Raw genomic sequence first — 21,009 nt, 5'->3', positions numbered from 1 at the left:
CCTCCTGCTGTCTAAAGTTCTGCCTTTAGCCTTTCCTTGGGAGCTATTATATCAAGAATTCTAACACCGAAAGACTCGTCAATTACAACCACTTCCCCTTTGGCTATAGGCTTACCATTGACTAAAATGTCAACGGGCTCTCCTGCCAATTTGTCCAGTGTGATTATGGAGCCCGACCCTAATGACAAAAGGTCTTTGATGCTTACTCGACTACGCCCCAGTTCTACGGACACATTAACTTTTACATCCAGAAGAAGCTCCAAGTTCCTAGGTAAGGGCTGAATGTCACCTTCAGGTCGCAGCTGTGGAAAGGTAACATCTTCAACGTCATTTTCTTGCATAACTGAGGCTGATGTTTTCTCGACTTCGCTAGACACAGCGTCAGCTCTTTCCGACACATCACTGTATCCCATCAAGAGTATGGAGGAAAGTTTATTGGGCACACAAAACCATAAACCACCTTCCACTTCAATAAAAGATAAACCACTCACTTTTTCCTTTAGGGCTTCAGCTGTCACGACTTGAGCTGCACCCACACTAACAGAAGGGATCATCCCAAACTGTTCTGCATTTTCCTGAACAGCACCATTGACACTTTGATTTATTGCTTCTCCAATAGTACTAAGCACTAAATCATCATTAAGATTATCTACGGTAAGCTGGAATATTCTAAGCATTTCATTACCCAATGTTTTAGCTAAGTCCTCACTAAGCACGATGAAGCCATCACCAAAGTCACCAAGTGCAAAGTCAACAATCACAAACTCTCCTTGTTCAGAAGGCAAATTTTCTGTCTTATAGAAATTACCCAACTTTACAGCGCCATTCGTAATCTCACTTAGCAAACGTTTCAAACTCCCAATGAAATCTGACATATGGTCTTAGCCCACCTCCTCTTTCCTGTCTTCTTCGCTTCGACCAGTAACAAGCAAAGCCTTCCTTCGCTGGTAAATCCCAGGTATACCCTTGGCAAATAGATTCCCCTCAACTAAAAGGTCCACTTCCTCATCACTTCTCCTGCTAAGCTCAATAACATCGCCCACATTCCACTTCAAGATCTCACCAATACCGACGGACGCTTCTCCTAAGACTGCAGAGACTTCTACTGTTATGTCCTCAATAACCTCCATGAGCGTAGTTTTCCAATCATCAGGCGTTGGCTTGCTTACCCCAAACCAACGGTGAGCAGTAAGGTTTTGAACAAAACCCTCCATAGCCATATATGGCACACATATGGTACCAATGGCAGTTTTCTCACCAAGCTTCTCTTCGTAGGTGATAACTATGACCACATCGCTGCCAGGCATTATCTGCACGAACCCTGGAGAGTATTCTAGTGTTGGCTTACCCAAATTCCACTGAACAATGGGCTTCCATGCTTCCAACCAATGCTTTAAGTAAACGTCCATAACCCGATTCATTAAGGTTGCTTCAACAGAGGTAAGCTCTCTAACTTCTCTTAACGGTTTACCAGGTCCGCCTAAAAGTTTGTCAATAATGGCGAAAACGAAATCCAAAGACATTTCGAAAATCACACTGGTCACATCGATGATGGGCACCAAATACATGAACGTAGGGTCTGATAAGGATCTTATGTACTCTTGGTAAGTTACTTGGTCTACGGAAACAATGGAAATAGACATGGCAGACCTTAAGTACCCTGCAAGCTCCGTACTTGCTCCACGGGCAAAATTCTCGTGCAGCATTTGAATGGTCCTTAACTGCTCTTTCGAGAGCTTGTCAGGTCTTCTAAAGTCGTATTTACGAACTACTTTCTCTTTGGTTTGAACAAGCTCTGCTTGGCCGGCTTTAATAGCACTTAGCAAAGTATCAATTTCTTCTTGCGACAGCGTTTCTGCCATTATGGCATCACCGTTATAACCGTATCAGCCCCAAAAAGCACATCACTTAAAACGGTCTTTCCATACAAGTTGTTTATCCTTTTTACAAAATTGTCCTGTATTTGGCTAAGGCCTTTATCTGTGGAAAAATCCTCAGGTTTTAACGTCTTGAAATACTTCAAGAGTTCGTCCTGAATTACCAAGAAACTTGGATCCATTTTTTGAATCTCACTAAGCGCTTTTTTATCATAGAATTCCAAATTCACTGTCACCTGAATAATGTATTTAGGGTTACTTAGGTTTGTAGTGAACTTGCCCAAAGGCTGAAGCACAGGCTCAGGCTTACTTTGTGCTGCTGTATTCGAACCCATATCCTTGACAACAGGGGCAAGTACATAAACGCCAAGTGCCATACCTGCACCAAGCAACAGTATTACCACAAGCAAATAAACTAATATCTTCTTCATCAGTCCCTCCTAATGGTAATCTCCACTCGGCGATTCTTTGCCTGTCCTTGAGGGGTATTCACATCTCCCACCGGGACATTATCACCGTACCCAACCAACGCCATTTTAGAGTCGTCTAAGCCCAAAGACTTGAATCGCTCCAAAACATTTAACGCCCGATCGCTAGATATGTGGAAATCGTCTATGTAGCCAGGGCATGTTGATAAGGTATAGGCGGCATGCCCCTCGATGTAAACTCGATAGCCCTCCTTCTGTGCCTTAACAAGCTCTGGTGCTAAAGCAGAAAGTATCTGGCTAGTCTCGGGTCTGATAGAGGCTGAGCAGGGCATAAACAAAAGGTCCCCTGAGATCCTAACTCTGACTTCATTGACGCCTTCTATTACTTCGATCGCCTCAGATCCGTACTGCTGCTGAATACTCTTCTCAACTCCCCCCAAATTACTATAGAGCTCCGCCACAGTCATTGGACCCTGCATTATGAAGTCAGGCGGTATGGGCATGGGTGGACTAAAGGTAGGATTTGATGGCAAAACGCCCATGCCTCCACCCAGAGCCACCACAAAAGAGTATGCCATCTGCTCGAATTTAGTTGCATTCAGCGTAGAGAAAGCAAATAACATGACAAAAAATACTAACATGTTAGTAACTAGGTCTCCGTAAGACAGACACCAAAGAGGAGCGCCCGGGCCCGAAGACTCCTTTCTCTTAGGCAACTTCTGCCACCTCTTCAGTCTTTTGAGCCCTGGTTCTCTCGTACTGCTCCCGTTCAGCAGGTGACAAGAACGAAACTAAACGTTCCTCCAAAAGCCGAGGATTTTCACCGCTTTGGATACCCAATATGCCTTCCACGATCATTTCTCTAAAATCACTTTCCATGTCACTCTTACGCTGTAATGTGTTACTCATGGGCTGAAAGACGCCGTAGGCCAGCACAGCACCATAGAACGTTGTGATTAACGCCAGTGCCATAGCGGGCCCTATGGTGGAAGGGTCATCCAACCGTTTAAGCATTTGCACTAGTCCCATTATGGTTCCCAACATACCGAAAGATGGGGCAAAACCCGCCCAGACGTCAAAGATCATCTTGCCATCGGCATGTCTGTTTTGCATGGCTTCTATGTCCAAATTCAGTATGTTTTGAACTGACTCAGGTTCTACACCATCGATGACCAATTGTAGGCCACGTTTAACAAAAGGATCTTCCAGTTCTTCGAGTGAATCCTCTAAAGCCAGCAGTCCTTCCCTTCTTGCCTTGTTAGACAGATCCACCAAGAGTTTTATAGTACCTGCCTTATCAAAAGTCTTCTTCTTAAAAGCTGCCATAACATACTTCGGCAGATTTTTCATGCGGTCAAAACCCACAGCTACAAGAGTAGAACCGAAGGAGCCACCAATGGTAACAAGCATGCTGTTAAAATCAATAAAAGAATTCAGATCAGCTATTACGGATAGTACTATCAGACCAAACGTTATCGCAAGTCCACCTAATACCCCTATGTCCATTGATCTTTCACCATGTTTTTAAACCGCACTATGCGTTTGATGATCTCACTTACAGATTCTTTACACAAGTACTTATGACCGTTAACCAGGAAGAGCACGGTGAAATCACCGCGCTCTTCCGCCTTTTCAATTAGATCTTCGTTGAGGTAAAATTCTTCGTCTTTTGGCGAAGTCAGTTTAATCATTCATAGTTACCTCTTCAATCCAATTATATCCTGTGTAACTTCGTCTGAGGTGGTTATAACTCTAGTACTCGCCTGGAAACCACGCTGCGTAATAATAAGGTTAGTGAATTCTTCAGCCAAATCAACGTTTGAAGACTCCAAAGCACCTCGAATAATGAGAGAACCAAGGTCACCAGCTTCCACGTAACCACGAAAACCGCTGTTAGCAGTATTCTGCCACAAGTTGTTTCCTTCACGGCTTAACCCTGCGGGATTCTGAAAGTTAGCCAAAGCGATCTGTGCCAGTTCCCTAATTTGGCCATTATCGAATTCGCCCATGACTTTACCTTCGTCCGTGACAAACCAGCTTAGTAGCTTACCGTTCACATTGCCATCTACAAGGCCAACCACCCTGGAATCGGCAGCATACTGTGTTATCGCGGAGAAATTCAAAGTTATTTGTCTCGTCTGTGCTCCGTTACCCGGGTCGAAATCGATTGTAGGAGTGGTTCCATAACTTTGGCCATCCTTTTTTACATCACTAATCCTCCCGTCTGAATCAAAAGTGACCACATATTGAACAGGGCTTGCAGATTCCATGGACACCGTGACATCCCAGGTATTTGGACTAGCACTCTTAACCGCATTGATAAGCATGGAGTGGGTGACTCCCAGACTGTCTATAACGTTGCTCACTGTAAAAGTAACATTAGCGCCCTCAGGAGCGTTTGCATTTAGATTACCTTGGAACTGGACATTAGTGGTAGGTGTTGGAGGTATGGTCAGACTTCGAGGTATGACAATGTCTCCTACCTTATTAGTGTCTGGCTCCACCACCGGATCAGCCACAAGCGCACTTACAGTAGCATTACTCATACCTAAAGATGTAAAATCCAAGTTTATAGACATATTGTTCCAATTGAGAACACCTGTTTGACCGGCTTGTACCACTCCATTTGCAAAACCCAAGGTCTGAGTAAGCACAAGGTTAGGAGAGGCGGTATCCGTGCCTTCATAAATGTGAATGGCTGCTGTGCTACCGCTTGGCGTAGGTTGAACCAAAGCTGTGAATACATGTTCGTTACCTTCATTGTCGTACACCCTGAAACCAAAGGATGTGGAAGCAGTACCAACAGTGCCACCGAACCTGATCTTCTGCGTGGGTATCATAGACCATCCTTGGACTTTCAAACCCGTTGACAATTGTATGAGTCTACCAGTGAGGTCAATATCGAAAGCACCATCACGAGTAAACCAGTTCCTCTGGCCGTCTGACACTACAAAGAAGCCATCACCTTGTATGGCCAAATCTGAAGCTCGGTTTGTATTGTTTGTTGGGCCCTGCGTCATGATGTTATCAATAGTAGCTAGTCCCACACCTAAGCCCACTTGGGACGGGTTTGTTCCGCCTCGACCACCGTAAGGTGCTCTAGCGCCCTTAAGCGTTAAAGCCACAACATCACTAAAAGTGGCCCGAGCTGCTTTGTAAGCAGTGGTATTCACGTTAGCGATATTGTTTGATATGACATCAATCCTTATTTGATGAACTTTCAGACCAGATATGCCGTTAAAGAAACTTCTTAACACTTATGATTCACCTCCCAATTGTGTGCGCGTCTCAGTCGATCGACGCTTCCTTTGGGAGCCTCCGCAAAGCGGTCCAGCCCCGTTTTCCTATTCAAGAATGACTGCTCCGTCAATCTGGCTAAACACTCCTCCCTTGGTAAAAGGAGGCGTCTTAAACGTAACAATGGTCCTACTCGGCACACCGACTACTACTGCAAGATCCTTGAGTATGATTACTCCTTCTCGAATGCCTTTCTTACTGAGCTCTTCTATACCCTGAGCTATTTTTTGGATTCTTTCCTCATCCAAAGAAACTTCCCTGGAGACTAGGCGACTATTAGCATGATTCGAAAGTTTTATTCCATAACCGTTCAATAACGCTTCGGTAAAATCAACAGAACTTTTAGCCGGCGCCTTTTTAAGATTGCTAACCTGGTTCACACCACTTGTGGGGCCAATCCTAAGATCCATCACCTGCTACCTCCTCGGCTCCGTCAGTAGTGCTGGACTCTGTACCTTCTTGTGACTTAGCAGATACTAAGTTTTGCAGCATGGTCTTAATTTCAATAAGCTCCTGAAGCACGTTCAGTAGTGTAATCTGGGTCGTCATGGTATTAGTATCCATGGGCGAAAGCGGGTCTTGAGCTTTCAATTCAGCCAGCAACAATTTTAGAAAATCATCACGATTCAAGCCTGGCACTTTTTGCTCTGAGCCTGTTGCACCTTGGCTACTACTTGTAGGCGGTACATACACCAGTTTTCACCTCCATCATTCAAGCTTTAAACTACCATGTCGTAATGGTAAACTTTGTAGTCCTGCACAGTCACCTGAGAACTGTTAACTACATTCACAGCATCAAATTCGTAGCCTTTTCTTGCCAACCTTTGCTTAATGTAGCCACTGTGTTCCTTTAGGTGACTCGCATCCTGGTCAGAATTAGCCATTATGGTAAGCAGAAGTTCACCACCACGCACATCGATGCCGAACCTTAGCGGAAGTTCTGCCAACCGCATCGCCAAAGACGACTTTTGTTCAAGAAGAGCCTCATTGGATAGCTTAACGTTAGTCGCATCGGAGCTAAGTTTGCCCGGGGAATATTGCCCTTCGGGTCTCAAACTGGAAGAAATGTCCTGATGCGCAGCATCTTCAACACTCCTTGGAAAAGACTCAAGAGCTCGTTGCACAGCACTTGTTTCATCTTTTTCCTTTGATAGCTGAGTCTGCTTTTCTGCTTTTCCCGAGAGACTTTCTTCAGCTACTAGAACATCGTGTTGCTCAAAAGCGGTTCCGCCACTTTCTCGCATTTGTCCAGAAACTTCTTCCCTTGAATGCAGAGTTTCTAAAGCGTTTTTATCTACAAACAAGGTTTCATCTGTCACTTGTTTAGCTTCATCCGGAGCTTTATCTTTTGCTTTGACATTTTTAGCAGTCTGATCCTGACTCATCCTTGCGGTTTCATCAGCTGCAGCATCTTCTTGATAAGGCACCCTTAGTGCTACGTTTTCTGTCATTTCTGGATAGGTGATGTTAAAAACTTCGCCTTTGCGTAATTGGTCTGTTGTAGTAGCTGTCTCCTTTACAGATCCGCCTGAAGGGAAAGCCGGCATTTCAGCCACTTTGTTTACTTCATCGGTTGAAGAAACACTCTTTCCTTCGCTACCTTCAGCTGATTTTTCCGATCTTTCTGCCCCTAATAGAACACTTCTAGGCACATCGTCATCCGTTATTGGTGCTTTGTTGGAAGACGCTTCGATAACTTCTGACCCTTTTAAGCTTTGTCCCTTTGAAAGTTCATCATTACCATCTTGTTTGGACCTTGCCTCAACGCCTTGCGCAGCAAGATTTACTTCCTTCTTTGGGTCAACTGGAAAAGTATTCTCCCTTCCAACTATCGCATCCAGATCATACGCCGGGTTAAGACCTTCTACGTCCATTAACTGCATACTTCCTGACGTAGATCCAAAAACTTCAACCGCTTCTTGAACTTGGATAGATGCAGCTTGTTCTTTGAGGAAGTCGACGGCCTTTCCAAACTGTAAATGCTTTGGTTCCATAGCTGAAACGGAATCTGCATCTGCATCAGACTCACACCCAGCAAGCCATTTTCCCGTCGAGGCCGATAATTCTACAACCTCTTCAGCGTTCGGGGAGGTACCAATACCAAAACGATCGGGCTCAGCTAAGCTAGAAACGTTCTCCTGAGATAAAGACTGCGTTTGAACTCCAGAAAGAAAATCAATCCCTTCAGGTACTTTGCTCTTTACCAAGTCAACCTTTGGATCAGCTGCTTCCTCTGAGTAGAAATGCTCTTCCTTCAATTCATCGTTCTTTGGCCCATCACCTGCTAGCACGCCACCGTCTCGGTTCGTGATAACGCCATAGTAGTTAACAACTTTGCTGTCCACTTCTTTATTAGGCCATGTCCAATTACTAGTTTCCTCCTGGGCAGCGTTCTTTGCCATTCCACCAGTGCTTCTAGAATCCCCCACTTGAAACTCAGAGATTCGTTGATCGGCATATTGATCCATTACTGGCAGTTCACGTTCTTTTCCTAAGCCCCGCTCTTGCATGGAAGCATGCTTGAATCCTAAATCATCTTCTGACGACGCGCCAGAATGACTAGCAGTGATTTCGCTAGCAACGGTAAGATCAACATCACTTGATTGTTCATAAGAAATAGCGTAGTTTGTATGTATTCCGTATTCAGGCTTATCAGATAGCGTAGCAACTTCCTTTGTTTCACTGGTTGTAGGTTCGGGCACATCTAAAAGAGGTTCAGCGTCTGCAAGCAGTTTTTCCATTGAAGCGGTAAAGCAAACATGCGTATTCGATTCGTAAGGCACAACAGCCTCAATGGAAACCGCAGATTGAAAGCCATTTTCTCCGGCCTCTGGGGAGCCTTGCACACAACTTAAGCATTCTACAAGATCAGGCGCTAGTCCACTAATCAAAGCAAGCATTGCTGAGAAGTCCACAGCTTGTTCACTTGTCTGTTCAAATACTCCAGAGTTTTGTTTCTTTAATTTCGGTGGCATAGCAGAAAAATCAGAATCCCAAAACTGTGTCAAGAAACTGAGGTTTGCAGCACCACTCGTCACAATTCACCTCCTTTCTTGCGCGATCCTATTTCATCTAACAAAGACAGCTCCTGACGGAACGCCTTTGTTTGCGCCTCTCTTTTGGCATATTCTAACAGTTTTTCCCCACTTCTTCGAGAAACAGCCTTCTGAAGTAACAATTCCCGCTTCTCCAAAACCAATCTGTAGGTACCTTTTACCGTCTCCTTAGCTTTTTCACGAGCATGAAAATAGGCATCATAGGTCACCACACGGTCATTAACCTGAGCAGCTCTTACTTCCAGCCATGAACGACCTACATCTCTTGCCTGCTCAGCTGCCAATCTGTATTGCTTAACAGCTAAGAAAAAGTCATTCTTTGCTATGTCCTCCTCAATTTTTCTAACTCTGAGAATGCGAGCTGCTTTTTTAGCTGACAGTGCCAAGGACTTCCTCCATCAGGCTAACAGTCTGTTCCAAGGTGTAACTTTCTTTAACCTGCTGCAAAAGAAAATGATTTATGGCATCGATATAATCTAGTGCTTCATCAATTTTAGGATTGTTTCCCCGTTGGTAGGCCCCTATGTTTATTAGATCCTCAGCCTCGGTGTAGACAGCCAGAAGCTCTCTCATTCGGTTCGCCAATTTTAAGTGCTTAGCGCTAACCACATCATTCATGACCCTGCTTATGGACTGCAAAACGTCTATGGCTGGGTAGTGTGCTCGGTGAGCAAGAGCTCTACTAAGCACAATGTGGCCATCCAATATGGATCTTACAGCATCGGCAACGGGTTCATTCATGTCGTCACCTTCCACGAGCACTGTGATAAAAGCTGTTATGCTGCCCTTATCAGAATTGCCAGCCCTTTCAAGAATCTTGGGAAGCAGTGCAAACACAGAAGGTGTGTAGCCGCGGGTGGTAGGAGGCTCACCAATAGATAATCCTACCTCCCGTTGAGCCATGGCTAAACGGGTGACTGAATCCATCATAACCAGAACATCTTTACCCTGATCTCTGAAATACTCAGCGATGGTCATTCCTGTGAGTACAGCCTTTACCCTTAACAACGCTGGTTGATCACTGGTAGCCACCACTACTACCGATCTCTTAGCACCTTCTTCGGTTAAGTCTTCTTCAATGAACTTCCTTACCTCACGACCACGTTCTCCAACCAATATGATCACGTTCACATCCGCAGAAGAATTACGAGCGATCATACCAAGAAGTGTCGATTTACCCACACCTGAGCCTGCAAATATACCAACCCTTTGCCCCTTACCCACGGTTAAGAGTCCGTCTATGGCTTTGATACTGGTTTGCAAGGGTTCAGTGATGATTTTTCGCTTTAGCGGATGAGGAGGATCTTGATAGACGCTTCTCTTTTCGCCATATACGGGCCCTTTATCATCTAAAGGCTCACCTATGGCGTTAACTACTCTGCCTACCAAACCGTCACTTACTTTTATCCAAAGAGGTCGCCCCATGGCCCTGATAAGGCTGTTAGGACCAATACCCTGTACATCTCCAATGGGCATGAGAAGTGTTTTACCTTCTTTGAAACCAACCACTTCAGCGAACATGGGTTTACCGTCAAACCTGTTCACTGAGCAAAGCTCTCCCACGAAAGAAGCAGGGGTCAAAGCCTCAATACTTAAGCCACTAACATTCAAAACCTTTCCATAGACCTCAAAAAGATCTACGTTAGCAACTTTATCCTTTATATAACTGATCTTCGGGGTTGTCATGTAAGGATGACTCCACTAAAGTTCTCAAGTTTCTTGATAACGTTTCCACACGGGCGTCCACACGTCCTTCCTCAGAATCGATGAGAACTCCAAAACCAATACGATTGTCTTTGACAATTTGCACTGATTTTAGATTCCTAGACAGCAACTCTGAACTCTGCAAGAATTTCTCCACCTCGCCTACAAAACGCTCATCAACATGGATCTCCAAAGGATAATCGCCACTGAAACGTTGCAGGCATTTCTCCAAAATTCCTGTTATGAGTGTGGCGTCGTGCTCCAACGAGCGATTTAGGTAATTACTGGCCGCCACAGAGACAACCTCTGCAAGCTCCTCTTCAATTCCGCGCTTATAGGTCTCAATTGCCTCTTCATACTCCTTTTGCAAGCGTTCTTTCTCTTCATTTAGTCTGGAGACCAAGGTGGAAAGCTGCCCAATATATTCTTGTAGATCCTTCTCCCATTGCTCCTTTATCTCATAAAGCTCTTTGAATCCGTTATCGAAACCCTCTTTGTACCCACGTTCGTAACCCTCTTTGTAGCCGCGTAAATAACCCCTTCTAAACCCCAAGACGTCTTCCTGTGAAGGCTTCTCCAAACGGTATAGTTTACGTGACAATTTCCTCACCACCTCGGAATATGATGATCTCGCCTGCCTCTTCCAATCGCCTTACCACGGTGATGATCTTTGATTGAGCTTCCTCCACTTGCCTCAGTCGAACAGGACCCATGAAATCCATCTCTTCTTGCAGCATTTCACGAGCTCTCTGAGACATATTTTTGAACATCTTTTCTTTAACTTGCTCTGAAGCACCCTTAAGAGCCAAAGCTAAATCCTTGGTATCAACTTCTCTGAGGATACGCTGAATAGCCCTATCATCAAGAAGAATGAGATCATCGAAGGTGAACATTTTCTTTCGCACTTCCTCTGCTAGCTCAGGATCTTGAGAATCTAAGTAGTTGAGCACATTGGACTGTGTTTGCTGGTCCAATGAGTTAAGAATTTTCACCAATGCATCGATACCATTTACCTTGGTCAAGTCGCCACGAACAGCAACCGTTGCAAAACGCTGCCGGAATTGTTCTTCGATGGCTTCTATGATATCAGGAGACGTTCTTTCCAGCACCGCCATTCTGAAAGCAACTTCAGCTTGCAGGTTAGGTGGAAGCGATGTAAAAACAATGGCAGCTTGGTCAGGATTCAGGTAATTCATTACTAAGGCAATAGTTTGGGGATGTTCATTCTGAATAAGGTTGGCTATTTGTTGACCATCTAGTTTTCGCAAGAACTCGAAAGGCATAACCTGAACCGCTTCCATTAGTCTTTCTAAGATTTCTTTTGCCTTTTGTGGGCCAAAGGCTCTCTCAAGAAGATCCTTTGCATACTCTATTCCGCCTTGACCAAGAAATTCTTTAGCTTTGACCACGTTAACAAATTCTTCCAATATGTTGGCTTTCGTCCGCTCATCCAAGTCCGTGACAGAAGATATTTCCAGAGCTAGTTTTTCCGCATCCTCTTCCTTGAGCTGCCGCATAATCTTGGCTGCTAGATCCCTTCCCAAAGCAATCATGAGAATAGCAGCTTTTGATATCTTCTTCTTTTCCGCCATATTAGCTTTACCGCCACTCCTCCTGCATCCACATTCTCACCAGATCTGCCACGTCATTGGGATGCTCTTGCAGAGCTTTTTGTATCTCTTCCATGGCAAGTTTTATTTTTTCCTCCTCAGGTGTAAGTGGCCTTTCTAGGCTAATAATTGGTCTAGGTTGACCAAGTGCTTCTCCCAAGCCAGCTCCAGCAGGTACAGGTGCGGGAGCTGTTCTTCTGCTGCGTCTCAACAAAATGAAAACCATAGCCAATATTAGCAACGCTACAACTGCTATGGCTATGTAGCTGTAGAGCCGAGCTCTTCTCTGAGCCTCGGCTAGCAGCTGAGCCTCCTGCGCTTCTTTCTCACGAGCTAATGAAGCAAACGGCATGGACGTTACCAAAGCCACATCTCCTCTAGCGTTATCGAGTCCTGCTGCGCTGGCTATGAGACTCTCCACAGTGGACGCCGTTACTGCGTAATCCTTAAAAACACTGGAATCAACAATGGCCGCTATTTTCACGTTCTTAATTTCAACTTCTTGCGGCACAATTTCTGAAATTGTCCTAGAAATCTCATAATTGATTTGTTGCTGCCTGTAGTAGTTATAAGGCCCCTCACCGGTACTAGTGTACACATAAGAAGGTATAGCTCCAGGTACGTTGGTAGCCGTCCCCACAGGACCTCCGGAGGACGAACTGCTGCTCCAACTTTCTGTGTCTGACACGTTTTTTGTTGCCGTGTTTCCCCAGGTTTCAGATTGTATGTTTTGCTTTGTTACTTCCACATCAACGTCGGCACTAACCATGATGTTCTCTGGTCCAAAAGTCTGTCCCAGAAAGCTTCTTATCTTGGAAGCATACAACTCATCCAATTGCTTTTTTATTTCAAGGTAGCCCTTGTCAACACCGCTTTGAGCAAGATCACCAGCTAGAATACCCGTGCTAGCTTCAGCTATAACAACGTTCTCTGGACTCATCCCTTCCACAGCGTGAGCTACCAACTGCCTTATGGCTTCCACTTGGTTTGCACTCAAGCTGTAGCCTGGTTTTAAAGTCAAATACACAGCACCTTGAGCAGTTTGAGTAGAAGTCACTGTCCATAAAGAGCGCTGTGGCAAGCTCAAGTGAACGCTCACCGATTTCACCCCAGGCATGCCTGATATCGTTCTTTCCAACTCACCTTCCAACGCTCTTTGATACATGATCTGCTGTTCTTCCTGAGTAAGGAATATGTTGGATATGTTGTCAAAAAGCTCATAGCCTGGTTTTGTAGATCCTACTAAACCTGAAGATGCCAGTTCAAGACGTAAGCTGGTAACTTTATCATTGGGCACGTAAATAGAAGCTCCATCCGAAGATAGCTTATAGCGAACATTTTGGCTTTCCAGCTGTGAAACAATAGCCTGTGCCTGTTCAGGCATCAAATCACTGAATAAAAGCGCATACTGAGGACGATTAAGGTAATACACCAACCCTCCAATAGCAACCAATGCCACGACAAGAACGACGATGATATTTCGCTTCTGGTTCTTCTCCAGGTTTTTCCAAAAATTCACTAGATCTTTAAGAACCGGAATGTTTTCAAGATTCATTTTTTATCTCATGTAGCCTCTGTTTCATAATGGTAGTCTCATAAACTCCTGAAAAGCGCTGACCAGCTGATTACGTATTTGAGTAACAAGAAGCAAACCCACTTGAAATTCTGTGGCTGAAACGAGGGCTTCCGGCAGTATGTCCATATTGCCCTGCGCAATAGCATTTCTGTAGAGGTCTTGTTCCGACTCTTTTGCGCTTAGTTGGTCAAGCAACTTCGAAAAAGCATCAGTCGCCCCTTGCGTCTCTCCTGTCTTAGAAACATCTATGGGACTTATGGGTTTAATGGGACCAAAGCCACTAACAGGATCAATGCCCATTCATCTTACCTCCCTATCTGCCGATTTCCATGCTCTTTGTGTAGACCTGGCGTGCTATGGCAATTGCATTACTATTCATTTCAAAAGATCTCTGAGCAGACATCAGGTCGGTGAGCTCCGTAATAAGATCCATATCGGGGTAATGCACCATGCCCGTTTCGGGATCTGCATCAGGATGTGAAGGATCATAAACCAATCGTTCTGAAGGATCTTCAGTGAGCTGAGCAACCTTTACACCCTGCCCTTGATTTTCTCCTACCATCATAGACTGAAAACTAACGATTTTTCGGTGATACGGGCCTCCCTCTGGAGTTCGCGTGGTCTCCAAGTTAGCAATGTTTGAAGAAATTACATCCATTCTAAAGCGCTGAGCCGTCAGTGCCGAACCAGCAATACGCAGCAAAGAGAATCCTGACACTTTTCATCACCTCAACATCTGTAAAACTTGCCTGGCAGTAGAAAAATGGCGACTGAGCATTTCCGTAATGCCTTGATACCACAAAGCTGTTTCTATGAGGGTTGTTATCTCCTTATCAGGGTCAACGTTGTTACCGTCTAGCCTCCAAGACGTGGTGTTATCAATCTTTACATAATTACTACTCGGTTGAAGTAATTCTCCATGATTCTGTAGCTCCATGAAAACAGTTTGAAAATCAACTTCTTGCCTTTTATATCCAGGCGTATCGACATTTGCCAAGTTTGATTGTACTGCCTGCAGATTCTGAAAAACAATACCCATCATTGTTTTAAGGCTATCAACGGACATCACTTCACCTCCTTGCAAGAAGGCGGCGCCCCCTGCTGCTGCAGGTTACCTACAAGAACCTTCCCCTCGTATTTAACAAAAACGACCTCCACTTGGTGTGAACACACATAGGTTTTGCTTGATTTCGTTGCTGTGAAGGTGTATGTCCCCGTGTACAGAACTGAAGCAGTTAAGCGATCAGGTTCGTTTTTTACTACATCAAATTGATCAACCCGATAACCAGAAACCGAAGCTGACTCGACGCCAATCGACTTTAAGGTGTCGAATCACACATTCTTAACTTCTACAACAGTGCTAATCAGTTCCGTAGCGGTGGGGACAAAATTACCCTGCAATGCATTTACATCGTTCTTAGCAAAAGCATTCAATACATCCTGCAAAACAACCTTGGATTGGCTGATATCCGTTTCAGAAAAGGGTTTTGGCTTACAGCCAGTTAAACCAACCGAACAAAGAATCAAAAGAAGGCTAACGAATGCCTTTGTTTTGCTCATAGGTCTTTCTTGCTTGATACGTATTTGTGGTTTCTTCCACTTCTCGTAATAAGTCTTGAGCCTGCAGTTCTAGAAGAGAGATGATCTTCTGTTGTTTTTCGTGGATAACTTTTACGGTATCTGCATGTTTATGCTTCTCTTCGGGATGTTCCTCTAGCTCCTGAGCTATCAAAGTAATAACATCTTGCAGAACCAAAACATACTTTGAAACTTTATCTAAGTCAGAATGAGAAATGGCATCGATAACATCGTCCAATAATTCAGAGTAACGCTTTAGAAGTGCATCCACACCTTCCATGTGAAAAATTATAACATACACCTGTCCTGCTCACCGACTCAGCCAGGTGTTCAGAAAAAGAAAAACGTTAATAAGACCGGCGTTCTAGGAAACAGAAAAATAGGAGTTCATTTGTGCGAACATACTCTGGTACTGATAGAGACTGTTAAATATCACCCCCATCTGACTTACTAACGTGGCTCTCTTTTCTTCCATCTGAGCGTTTAGCTGCTTAATCTGATCAGAGATTCCTTTGATACTGCTATTGTAGTTTGACTGCAACCTGCCAATAGTACCATTACTGCCAAGTGCCTTGTCGATGTACTTTCGGATATCAGAAGACACATCTGCCCACCAATTGCGGAGAATGTCTTGCCCTTTCACATTTGAGGAAAGGTAATTATTCAACTTACTAGTGTCTAAAGATATAGTTCCATATTCGTCAAAAGAGATGCCAATAAGACTGGGATTGAAACCATATTCAACACCGTCTACGTTGACAGCTCTTGCACTCATTAGTCTTGTACGTATACCATCCAGCACTTGCCTTAATGTAGAAGCATCCGAGGCTAGAGCGCCTTGGTTAGAAGGGTCAACGTTTATGAGACCTCGAAGTTTGTCACTAAATGCTTTAAAGGACTGCACAAAGTTTGACATGCCTTGTAGAATCGTGGAAGTATCGCTAGATACTGTAACCATGGTAGAACCAATGCCCTTCAATGTTACTGTCAAATTGGGAATGATGTCTGAAAACGTATTCGAACTGCGAGTGTAAGAGTAACCATTCACAGTAAAAGAAGCATCCAAAGCACTGAGATCTTCTTCATTAGAAAAAATCATGCTCCCGAAAGCTACAGATTTTATCGCATTGTTCTTACCGCTACCCAGAGCACTGCTTTGCAGAATAAAGGTGCCATCATTCAACTTCTGCTTGTACAGGCGCACCTTACTAGAGTGAGCATTGACTTGGAAAGCAAAATCATCTAAAACCTGAGAAAGAACCGAATCTTGGCTAAAGCGTGTTAGGTCAACTTCAATAGATTCAGAGCTACCATCTCCCAGCTCGAAGGTAATATTAAACTTTGAACCTACCAATGAACTCCAAAAACTGTTAGCAGAAACCTGGCTAGAACTATCAAAGTGGAAAGCACTTGAAGAATCACTCCCAGAAAGTTTGGTCCAATCTAAAACTTGATAACTGGCTAATCTGTCTACATTTATTGAGACACTACCACTTATTTTTCCAGAAGCTGTAGCCTGGGCAACACTTTCGTTAGTAGAGCGCACCGCTAAGGAATCAAAGTTTACGCTTAATGATGAGGAAAACGAAGACAGCAAAGAGATAACTTGGGAGACAGCAGAAGATTTCTGCTGCAGAGCACTTTGACGGTTCTCTAGCTCTGTTATTTTCTTCTTATCATAAACCAAAAGCGTGTCTACATACTTTTGTATGTTTGTCTGTACTTGTGTGGGATCGAAGTTAACCAACCTTATTCACCTTCATGACTATATTTCGGTGTCAACAAACAATGAATTTAGTTTCTTTAAGACTTCAGCGTAAAGTTCTAGAGCTTTCTCAGTAGGAACCTCTTTTATTACTTTATCCTTTTCCTTGTCATAGAAAACAAGTCTGGTACCCAGTATGACATCTCTAATTGCAGGATGATGCTCCATTCTTACCTCAATATTGGGGTTTATGATCTCCACCACACGCTTCACTTTATTCACTGTAGACTCAATATCTTCTTCTTTAGTAGGTTCTACCTGTCTCCTGTTTATATCAACAGGGATTTCAGTAACGTTTTTTAGTTGATCGCTGGCTAAAAAAGACTGCATCTGGTTACCCTGCACTCCAATATTACGCACACCAGAAATTCTTGCTACTTCCTCAGGATCTTGAGCCATGCTTACCTCCCCCATTTAGTTCTGTGGGAGAGCACAATGGCTCTCCCACAGAATGTGTTTTTGCTTAAATACTGCTTAGCTGATTACCTAAAGAGTGTCAAGATTTGCTGAGGAGCAAGGTTAGCTTGAGAAAGCATAGCTACTGCTGTTTGCTGCAAAATCTGAGCCTTGGTGAGCTGCAGTTGCTCGTAGGCCATGTCAGCGTTGAATATTCTGTTGTAGGACGCTTCAACGTTTACCTGCATGGCTGATACAGATTGAGCCTTGGTGTCCAACCTTGCACTCAAAGCACCGATGCCTGCAATCCAGTCAGAGACCCCTCTTATGGCCGCATCCACATTCTTAATTAGAGCGTTAACAGAAGCGCTAACGTTGGTGCTGTCGCTTGCGGAGCCAATGCCAGCCTGCTGCGCCACACCGAAAGCAGCGTAAACATCTGCTACAGAGAAACTCGCAGAAGCACTTACCGAGCCACTAGCACTGTCATAAACTTTGTAAGTTTGCACTGAAGCTGTGTTCGCTGCTGTGGTCAACTTCACTTCCAAAGTAGCAGCAGCAGTAGTCCAATTGACGTTCCAATCATTTTCGGTAAATGGGGTCGTGACAATCTTGAAGCCTCTTGACCAAATAGTGGTTTCATTTGCATCAGAACCCGTCTGGAAGTAGAATGTGGTAGATGCTGTAGTTGTAGAAGCAGCTGGAGAAGAATCGTCTAGCAAGCCAATGTCGTTCCACCTAGTTTCGTGAGCCAAACGCGTGATTTCATGCATGTACTCACGCACTTGCTGGGCAATAGCTAAACGCTCTTCCGAACCCAGTGTGTCGTTAGCACCAGAAACCAACTTGTCACGGATGGTGAGCAGTAGGTCTTTAATCTTGGTCAAACCTGTTTCTGCAGTGGAAAGCATGTTCCTCGCGTCGCCAATGTTGTCCACTGCCTGAGAAAGACCTCTTGAGCGAGCATTCAACTTAACAGCAATACGAAAACCAGCAGGGTCGTCTGCTGCTTGAGTAATGCGGTTGCCAGTAGCAAGGCGTAGCTGCCTGAGTGCCATGTCATTCTGGATAATCCTTAGGGAGTTCAGCGCATTCAAAGCACCGATGTTCGAGTTAATCCTACTTAAATCTGCTTGTGCCATAGTTTCTTTACCTCCTTCATGGAGTTTTTAGGTAATGGGCTTCATGCCCATTCCAATCATGTATTCGGTATTGTGCCTCTAGAATTTAATCTAATAACCGTTGGGGAAGAAAGCCTGAACCCAGGCCTCTCTAAGTTCTTCAAATACCTTTGAGGCTTCCTCTATCTGATTTTCTCCTATGAGTCGGTAAGCATATTCATAAAGGCTCATTAAGTTCTTTGCCACCTCACCGCCATTTTCGAAATCCAGGCCATCTATGAGTTCTTTGATAGCTGATCTGGCTTTAAATATGTCACCCTTCTGCAGCGATGTTATGATGAGATCGTAAACCATGAGCACGAGCTTCTGCACTGGAGCATTCATTATTTCCTGTTCAACAAAGCGTTGACGAGCCTTTCCATAAGCATTTGCCATTTTTGTTTTACACCTCCTGCTATTACATTGTTCGGAAAATTGGATGGATTATTAAATACCCAGAGCTCTTTCCAACTCAGTTAGGCGGCTATCGTTTGGGAACCTATCACGCCAAAGCTGGAGATACTTTCTTCCAGTGCTCCACAAATGTTGTTCATAACAGGCCAATACCAGCATGTAATAGGAGTCAGCATCAAAGGGGTATTCGTTTATGTTTTCCTCTAGAAAAGACATAGCTAAGTCCCAATCTCCAACATTTCCCAAGTAATGTGCGCAAGCTTTTCGGACACGAAAGCTGTAAGGATTCACCTGCTGCAGACGCCCGTAGATCGCTTCTCCTTCTTTTCTCAGTGAAGCGTACTTACCACAGAACATGAGCCAAGAGCTATAGATGTCGTCGATGTTTGAAGCGAATCGATCTAGGTAGGGTTGTAGTCCCTTGAAGGTATTGTGGTAGCCAACAGCCATATCATCATTAAGTTTTGCTTCATTGAGTAGTGCCATTTGAAGAAGAGCCCACTCGGACAGGTAGTCCACGCACCAAGGGAAAACGGTATAAGCAGCATTGAAAAGCTGTGCTGCTATGTCTCGCTGTCCAGCGAGGCGTGAGCTGTGTGCATTTCCAGCGGTAACCTGCGGCATATGGTTTAAAGACGTCAGCACAAATGCAAAAACCACTAATGCCCAGCAAGGGTAGAGCCAGTACACACTAAAAACACTGCTAAGAGGAGCTAACGACCCTAACATCCATAAGTAAAGCCAGTTTGCGGGGTTGTAAATACCAAAAAAGCCATCTCCTATGACCGCAAAAATGGCTCCTTTCAAAGTCAAAGTTCCCTTCAAGAACAGTTCCACTAGAATAACAATCAATAACACAAACGCAACAACGGTACCTTCTGCCCACTCCTCCAAAAAAACGTTATGTACTTTGTCATAATGAACGGTGGGCTCGGCTAGATATGATTCCTTAGACCTATAAGGCATAAATGACCTTCTAAAGTTATCGTAACCACTACCTAAGGGCTCCTTTACACAGAAATAGAGAGTATCACGCCATAAGAAAAATCTTGGCTCCTTCGTAAGCCCCCTTTTAAATGTCCAGACAACCCTTTGCCATAGTTCTTTTAAGTATTTCCGTGCAGCAAGTGCGGCTACCACAAAGAAAAGTATGCCAATGAGTAACCACCAAGGACTGTACTGAAAGCCCAAATATGCGATAAAGGGTACACTCAGAAGAACTCCAAACACAGCGCCCCTACCAGCAGAGGCAAAAAAACCGTAGGCGTATAGTGGAAGAACGAGTAAGTACCAATACCGCCCCGTACTGACCCCCAAAAACGTTAGCTCAGACACAACTGGCAATGCCATGACAAGTAAACTGCTTGCTGGCATAGGATTGCCCATGCTTCCAAACTCTCTTCCAAAACTCGCCTTCCCTGAAAGGAAAATCCAGTTTCTTCCTGCAAATATGATACTTAAAGACAAAACCAAGGGAGGAACAGTAAGAATCCACAACTTTACCTCGTAAGGAGAGAATCGGGTTAGATTCCAAATGACTAAGCCCACGAACAAAGCAGATAATCTTATCCAAGCTCCTGTAGATCTTTCTGAATTTCCTACAGCCGTCACCATGCCTTTAAAGAAAGGATGGACAGCCAGCAAAATAGCGTACAGAAGCACGGCCCAGGAGGCAAAGAAGCTGGTCTGTGACCGAAACAATATGATACCACCCAAAACAGCCATAGCACTCAAGAAGTGAGCTTTAGGATAAGTAAAGGAGCTCCATGTGCGCCTCGAAAATGCCAAGACCACCGCTGATGGTGCCGTGAAAGCGTATAAAAGACCCCAGGTACCCAAAAACGTTTTAGGCACTGCCACAGATAATACGATGGGGAGGATAAGCAAAGCTTCCTTTATAGCAAAAAAACCGAAATCCCTAAGTTCCCTGATCTTCACTTTTCAAAATCTCCCTGAGCTTTTCTTCAGAAAAAACCGCAGAGGCATTGGCTGTGGTCTCCAGAATCTCCAAGCGAATAATTGGTATGTCTTTTGGAGCATCAATACCAAGCTTTACCTCGTTGCCACTAATACCAAGCACATAGACCGTTATATCCTTCGAAATTCGAATTCCCTCACCGCTCTTGCGCCTGAGTATGTACATTATAG

At 44.3% G+C, this 21,009-nt stretch carries 26 protein-coding genes; all 26 read right to left on the bottom strand.

Features of this window, described 5'->3' with window-relative positions; all coding sequences use genetic code 11:
- Nucleotides 1–11 precede the first annotated feature (11 nt).
- The gene (gene fliN / locus COPRO5265_RS01515; protein ID WP_012544622.1) at nt 12–875 is read right to left on the bottom strand and encodes a flagellar motor switch protein FliN; all 864 of its coding nucleotides are present in this window, start codon (nt 873–875) and stop codon (nt 12–14) included.
- 6 nt (nt 876–881) lie between these two features.
- A complete protein-coding gene (fliM, locus tag COPRO5265_RS01510; RefSeq protein ID WP_012543426.1) occupies nt 882–1,862 on the bottom strand; it encodes a flagellar motor switch protein FliM in 981 nt (326 codons plus the stop codon).
- On the bottom strand, nt 1,862–2,308 hold the full coding sequence (locus COPRO5265_RS01505; protein ID WP_012544452.1) for a flagellar basal body-associated FliL family protein: 447 nt from the start codon (nt 2,306–2,308) through the stop codon (nt 1,862–1,864). The genes fliM and COPRO5265_RS01505 overlap by 1 nt, the downstream gene beginning before the upstream one ends.
- Nucleotides 2,308–3,021 (bottom strand): OmpA/MotB family protein, encoded by a 714-nt coding sequence (locus COPRO5265_RS01500; RefSeq protein WP_012544169.1) that lies wholly within the window; start codon nt 3,019–3,021, stop codon nt 2,308–2,310. Before COPRO5265_RS01500 ends, COPRO5265_RS01505 begins: the two co-directional genes overlap by 1 nt.
- Entirely contained in the window at nt 3,014–3,811 is a 798-nt protein-coding gene (locus COPRO5265_RS01495; protein WP_012544277.1) for a motility protein A, read from the bottom strand. The genes COPRO5265_RS01500 and COPRO5265_RS01495 overlap by 8 nt, the downstream gene beginning before the upstream one ends.
- Nucleotides 3,802–3,996, bottom strand: coding sequence for a flagellar FlbD family protein (locus COPRO5265_RS01490; RefSeq protein ID WP_012543970.1), 195 nt, complete (start codon nt 3,994–3,996; stop codon nt 3,802–3,804). The genes COPRO5265_RS01495 and COPRO5265_RS01490 overlap by 10 nt, the downstream gene beginning before the upstream one ends.
- A 6-nt stretch (nt 3,997–4,002) precedes the next feature.
- Nucleotides 4,003–5,562 carry a flagellar hook protein FlgE gene (locus COPRO5265_RS01485; protein WP_012544900.1) on the bottom strand — a complete coding sequence of 520 codons (1,560 nt, stop codon included), beginning with the start codon at nt 5,560–5,562 and terminating at the stop codon, nt 4,003–4,005.
- An 87-nt stretch (nt 5,563–5,649) separates the two neighbouring features.
- Nucleotides 5,650–6,012 carry a flagellar hook-associated protein gene (locus tag COPRO5265_RS01480; protein ID WP_012543590.1) on the bottom strand — a complete coding sequence of 121 codons (363 nt, stop codon included), beginning with the start codon at nt 6,010–6,012 and terminating at the stop codon, nt 5,650–5,652.
- Nucleotides 6,002–6,295, bottom strand: a complete 294-nt coding sequence (locus COPRO5265_RS01475; protein WP_012544206.1) for a flagellar hook capping FlgD N-terminal domain-containing protein — start codon at nt 6,293–6,295, stop codon at nt 6,002–6,004. The genes COPRO5265_RS01480 and COPRO5265_RS01475 overlap by 11 nt, the downstream gene beginning before the upstream one ends.
- A 26-nt stretch (nt 6,296–6,321) precedes the next feature.
- On the bottom strand, nt 6,322–8,640 hold the full coding sequence (locus COPRO5265_RS01470; protein WP_012543741.1) for a hypothetical protein: 2,319 nt from the start codon (nt 8,638–8,640) through the stop codon (nt 6,322–6,324).
- On the bottom strand, nt 8,637–9,044 hold the full coding sequence (locus tag COPRO5265_RS01465; protein ID WP_012544394.1) for a hypothetical protein: 408 nt from the start codon (nt 9,042–9,044) through the stop codon (nt 8,637–8,639). Before COPRO5265_RS01465 ends, COPRO5265_RS01470 begins: the two co-directional genes overlap by 4 nt.
- Nucleotides 9,028–10,344 carry a flagellar protein export ATPase FliI gene (gene fliI / locus COPRO5265_RS01460; RefSeq protein ID WP_012544306.1) on the bottom strand — a complete coding sequence of 439 codons (1,317 nt, stop codon included), beginning with the start codon at nt 10,342–10,344 and terminating at the stop codon, nt 9,028–9,030. The genes COPRO5265_RS01465 and fliI overlap by 17 nt, the downstream gene beginning before the upstream one ends.
- Nucleotides 10,310–10,972: a FliH/SctL family protein gene (locus COPRO5265_RS01455; protein WP_236608226.1), complete on the bottom strand. Its 663-nt coding sequence runs from the start codon at nt 10,970–10,972 to the stop codon at nt 10,310–10,312. The genes fliI and COPRO5265_RS01455 overlap by 35 nt, the downstream gene beginning before the upstream one ends.
- The gene (fliG, locus tag COPRO5265_RS01450; protein ID WP_012544549.1) at nt 10,953–11,954 is read right to left on the bottom strand and encodes a flagellar motor switch protein FliG; all 1,002 of its coding nucleotides are present in this window, start codon (nt 11,952–11,954) and stop codon (nt 10,953–10,955) included. The genes COPRO5265_RS01455 and fliG overlap by 20 nt, the downstream gene beginning before the upstream one ends.
- Nucleotides 11,955–11,961: 7 nt before the next feature.
- Nucleotides 11,962–13,527 (bottom strand): flagellar basal-body MS-ring/collar protein FliF, encoded by a 1,566-nt coding sequence (fliF, locus tag COPRO5265_RS01445; RefSeq protein ID WP_012544125.1) that lies wholly within the window; start codon nt 13,525–13,527, stop codon nt 11,962–11,964.
- A 24-nt stretch (nt 13,528–13,551) separates the two neighbouring features.
- Entirely contained in the window at nt 13,552–13,848 is a 297-nt protein-coding gene (locus COPRO5265_RS01440; RefSeq protein WP_012543493.1) for a flagellar hook-basal body complex protein FliE, read from the bottom strand.
- Nucleotides 13,849–13,861: 13 nt separating this feature from the next.
- Nucleotides 13,862–14,266 (bottom strand): flagellar basal body rod protein FlgC, encoded by a 405-nt coding sequence (flgC, locus tag COPRO5265_RS01435; RefSeq protein WP_012544376.1) that lies wholly within the window; start codon nt 14,264–14,266, stop codon nt 13,862–13,864.
- Between the two features lie 6 nt (nt 14,267–14,272).
- Complete coding sequence (gene flgB, locus COPRO5265_RS01430) at nt 14,273–14,614, bottom strand: flagellar basal body rod protein FlgB (RefSeq protein ID WP_012543704.1); 342 nt, start codon at nt 14,612–14,614, stop codon at nt 14,273–14,275.
- Nucleotides 14,615–14,880: 266 nt separating this feature from the next.
- Entirely contained in the window at nt 14,881–15,108 is a 228-nt protein-coding gene (locus COPRO5265_RS01425; RefSeq protein ID WP_012543961.1) for a hypothetical protein, read from the bottom strand.
- A complete protein-coding gene (locus COPRO5265_RS01420) occupies nt 15,083–15,406 on the bottom strand; it encodes a hypothetical protein (RefSeq protein ID WP_012544650.1) in 324 nt (107 codons plus the stop codon). Before COPRO5265_RS01420 ends, COPRO5265_RS01425 begins: the two co-directional genes overlap by 26 nt.
- Nucleotides 15,407–15,490: 84 nt before the next feature.
- Entirely contained in the window at nt 15,491–16,873 is a 1,383-nt protein-coding gene (gene fliD / locus COPRO5265_RS01415; RefSeq protein WP_012543991.1) for a flagellar filament capping protein FliD, read from the bottom strand.
- A gap of 18 nt (nt 16,874–16,891) precedes the next feature.
- Nucleotides 16,892–17,290, bottom strand: coding sequence for a flagellar protein FlaG (locus tag COPRO5265_RS01410; RefSeq protein ID WP_012543491.1), 399 nt, complete (start codon nt 17,288–17,290; stop codon nt 16,892–16,894).
- A gap of 83 nt (nt 17,291–17,373) precedes the next feature.
- Nucleotides 17,374–18,429, bottom strand: a complete 1,056-nt coding sequence (locus tag COPRO5265_RS01405) for a flagellin (RefSeq protein WP_012544550.1) — start codon at nt 18,427–18,429, stop codon at nt 17,374–17,376.
- A 90-nt stretch (nt 18,430–18,519) separates the two neighbouring features.
- Entirely contained in the window at nt 18,520–18,843 is a 324-nt protein-coding gene (locus tag COPRO5265_RS01400; RefSeq protein ID WP_012543748.1) for a flagellar export chaperone FliS, read from the bottom strand.
- 51 nt (nt 18,844–18,894) lie between these two features.
- The gene (locus COPRO5265_RS01395; RefSeq protein WP_012543867.1) at nt 18,895–20,799 is read right to left on the bottom strand and encodes an O-antigen ligase family protein; all 1,905 of its coding nucleotides are present in this window, start codon (nt 20,797–20,799) and stop codon (nt 18,895–18,897) included.
- On the bottom strand, nt 20,780–21,004 hold the full coding sequence (locus tag COPRO5265_RS01390) for a carbon storage regulator (protein WP_012544709.1): 225 nt from the start codon (nt 21,002–21,004) through the stop codon (nt 20,780–20,782). Before COPRO5265_RS01390 ends, COPRO5265_RS01395 begins: the two co-directional genes overlap by 20 nt.
- Nucleotides 21,005–21,009: the final 5 nt, after the last annotated feature.

Origin of the sequence: Coprothermobacter proteolyticus DSM 5265, from assembly GCF_000020945.1 — a bacterium.
Classification (GTDB): domain Bacteria; phylum Coprothermobacterota; class Coprothermobacteria; order Coprothermobacterales; family Coprothermobacteraceae; genus Coprothermobacter; species Coprothermobacter proteolyticus.
The sequence above is the reverse complement of the archived record's forward strand: the minus strand, read 5'-3'. Positions and strand labels throughout refer to the sequence as shown.

Coding starts and splice junctions, on each gene's coding strand:
- fliN (WP_012544622.1), bottom strand. CDS start 875: ATGTCAGATTTCATTGGGAGTTTGAAACGTTTGCTAAGTGAGATTACG.
- fliM (WP_012543426.1), bottom strand. CDS start 1,862: ATGGCAGAAACGCTGTCGCAAGAAGAAATTGATACTTTGCTAAGTGCT.
- COPRO5265_RS01505 (WP_012544452.1), bottom strand. CDS start 2,308: ATGAAGAAGATATTAGTTTATTTGCTTGTGGTAATACTGTTGCTTGGT.
- COPRO5265_RS01495 (WP_012544277.1), bottom strand. CDS start 3,811: ATGGACATAGGGGTATTAGGTGGACTTGCGATAACGTTTGGTCTGATA.
- COPRO5265_RS01490 (WP_012543970.1), bottom strand. CDS start 3,996: ATGATTAAACTGACTTCGCCAAAAGACGAAGAATTTTACCTCAACGAA.
- COPRO5265_RS01480 (WP_012543590.1), bottom strand. CDS start 6,012: ATGGATCTTAGGATTGGCCCCACAAGTGGTGTGAACCAGGTTAGCAAT.
- fliI (WP_012544306.1), bottom strand. CDS start 10,344: ATGACAACCCCGAAGATCAGTTATATAAAGGATAAAGTTGCTAACGTA.
- fliG (WP_012544549.1), bottom strand. CDS start 11,954: ATGGCGGAAAAGAAGAAGATATCAAAAGCTGCTATTCTCATGATTGCT.
- fliF (WP_012544125.1), bottom strand. CDS start 13,527: ATGAATCTTGAAAACATTCCGGTTCTTAAAGATCTAGTGAATTTTTGG.
- COPRO5265_RS01440 (WP_012543493.1), bottom strand. CDS start 13,848: ATGGGCATTGATCCTGTTAGTGGCTTTGGTCCCATTAAACCCATAAGT.
- flgB (WP_012543704.1), bottom strand. CDS start 14,614: ATGTCCGTTGATAGCCTTAAAACAATGATGGGTATTGTTTTTCAGAAT.
- COPRO5265_RS01425 (WP_012543961.1), bottom strand. CDS start 15,108: ATGAGCAAAACAAAGGCATTCGTTAGCCTTCTTTTGATTCTTTGTTCG.
- COPRO5265_RS01420 (WP_012544650.1), bottom strand. CDS start 15,406: ATGGAAGGTGTGGATGCACTTCTAAAGCGTTACTCTGAATTATTGGAC.
- COPRO5265_RS01410 (WP_012543491.1), bottom strand. CDS start 17,290: ATGGCTCAAGATCCTGAGGAAGTAGCAAGAATTTCTGGTGTGCGTAAT.
- COPRO5265_RS01405 (WP_012544550.1), bottom strand. CDS start 18,429: ATGGCACAAGCAGATTTAAGTAGGATTAACTCGAACATCGGTGCTTTG.
- COPRO5265_RS01400 (WP_012543748.1), bottom strand. CDS start 18,843: ATGGCAAATGCTTATGGAAAGGCTCGTCAACGCTTTGTTGAACAGGAA.
- COPRO5265_RS01390 (WP_012544709.1), bottom strand. CDS start 21,004: ATGTACATACTCAGGCGCAAGAGCGGTGAGGGAATTCGAATTTCGAAG.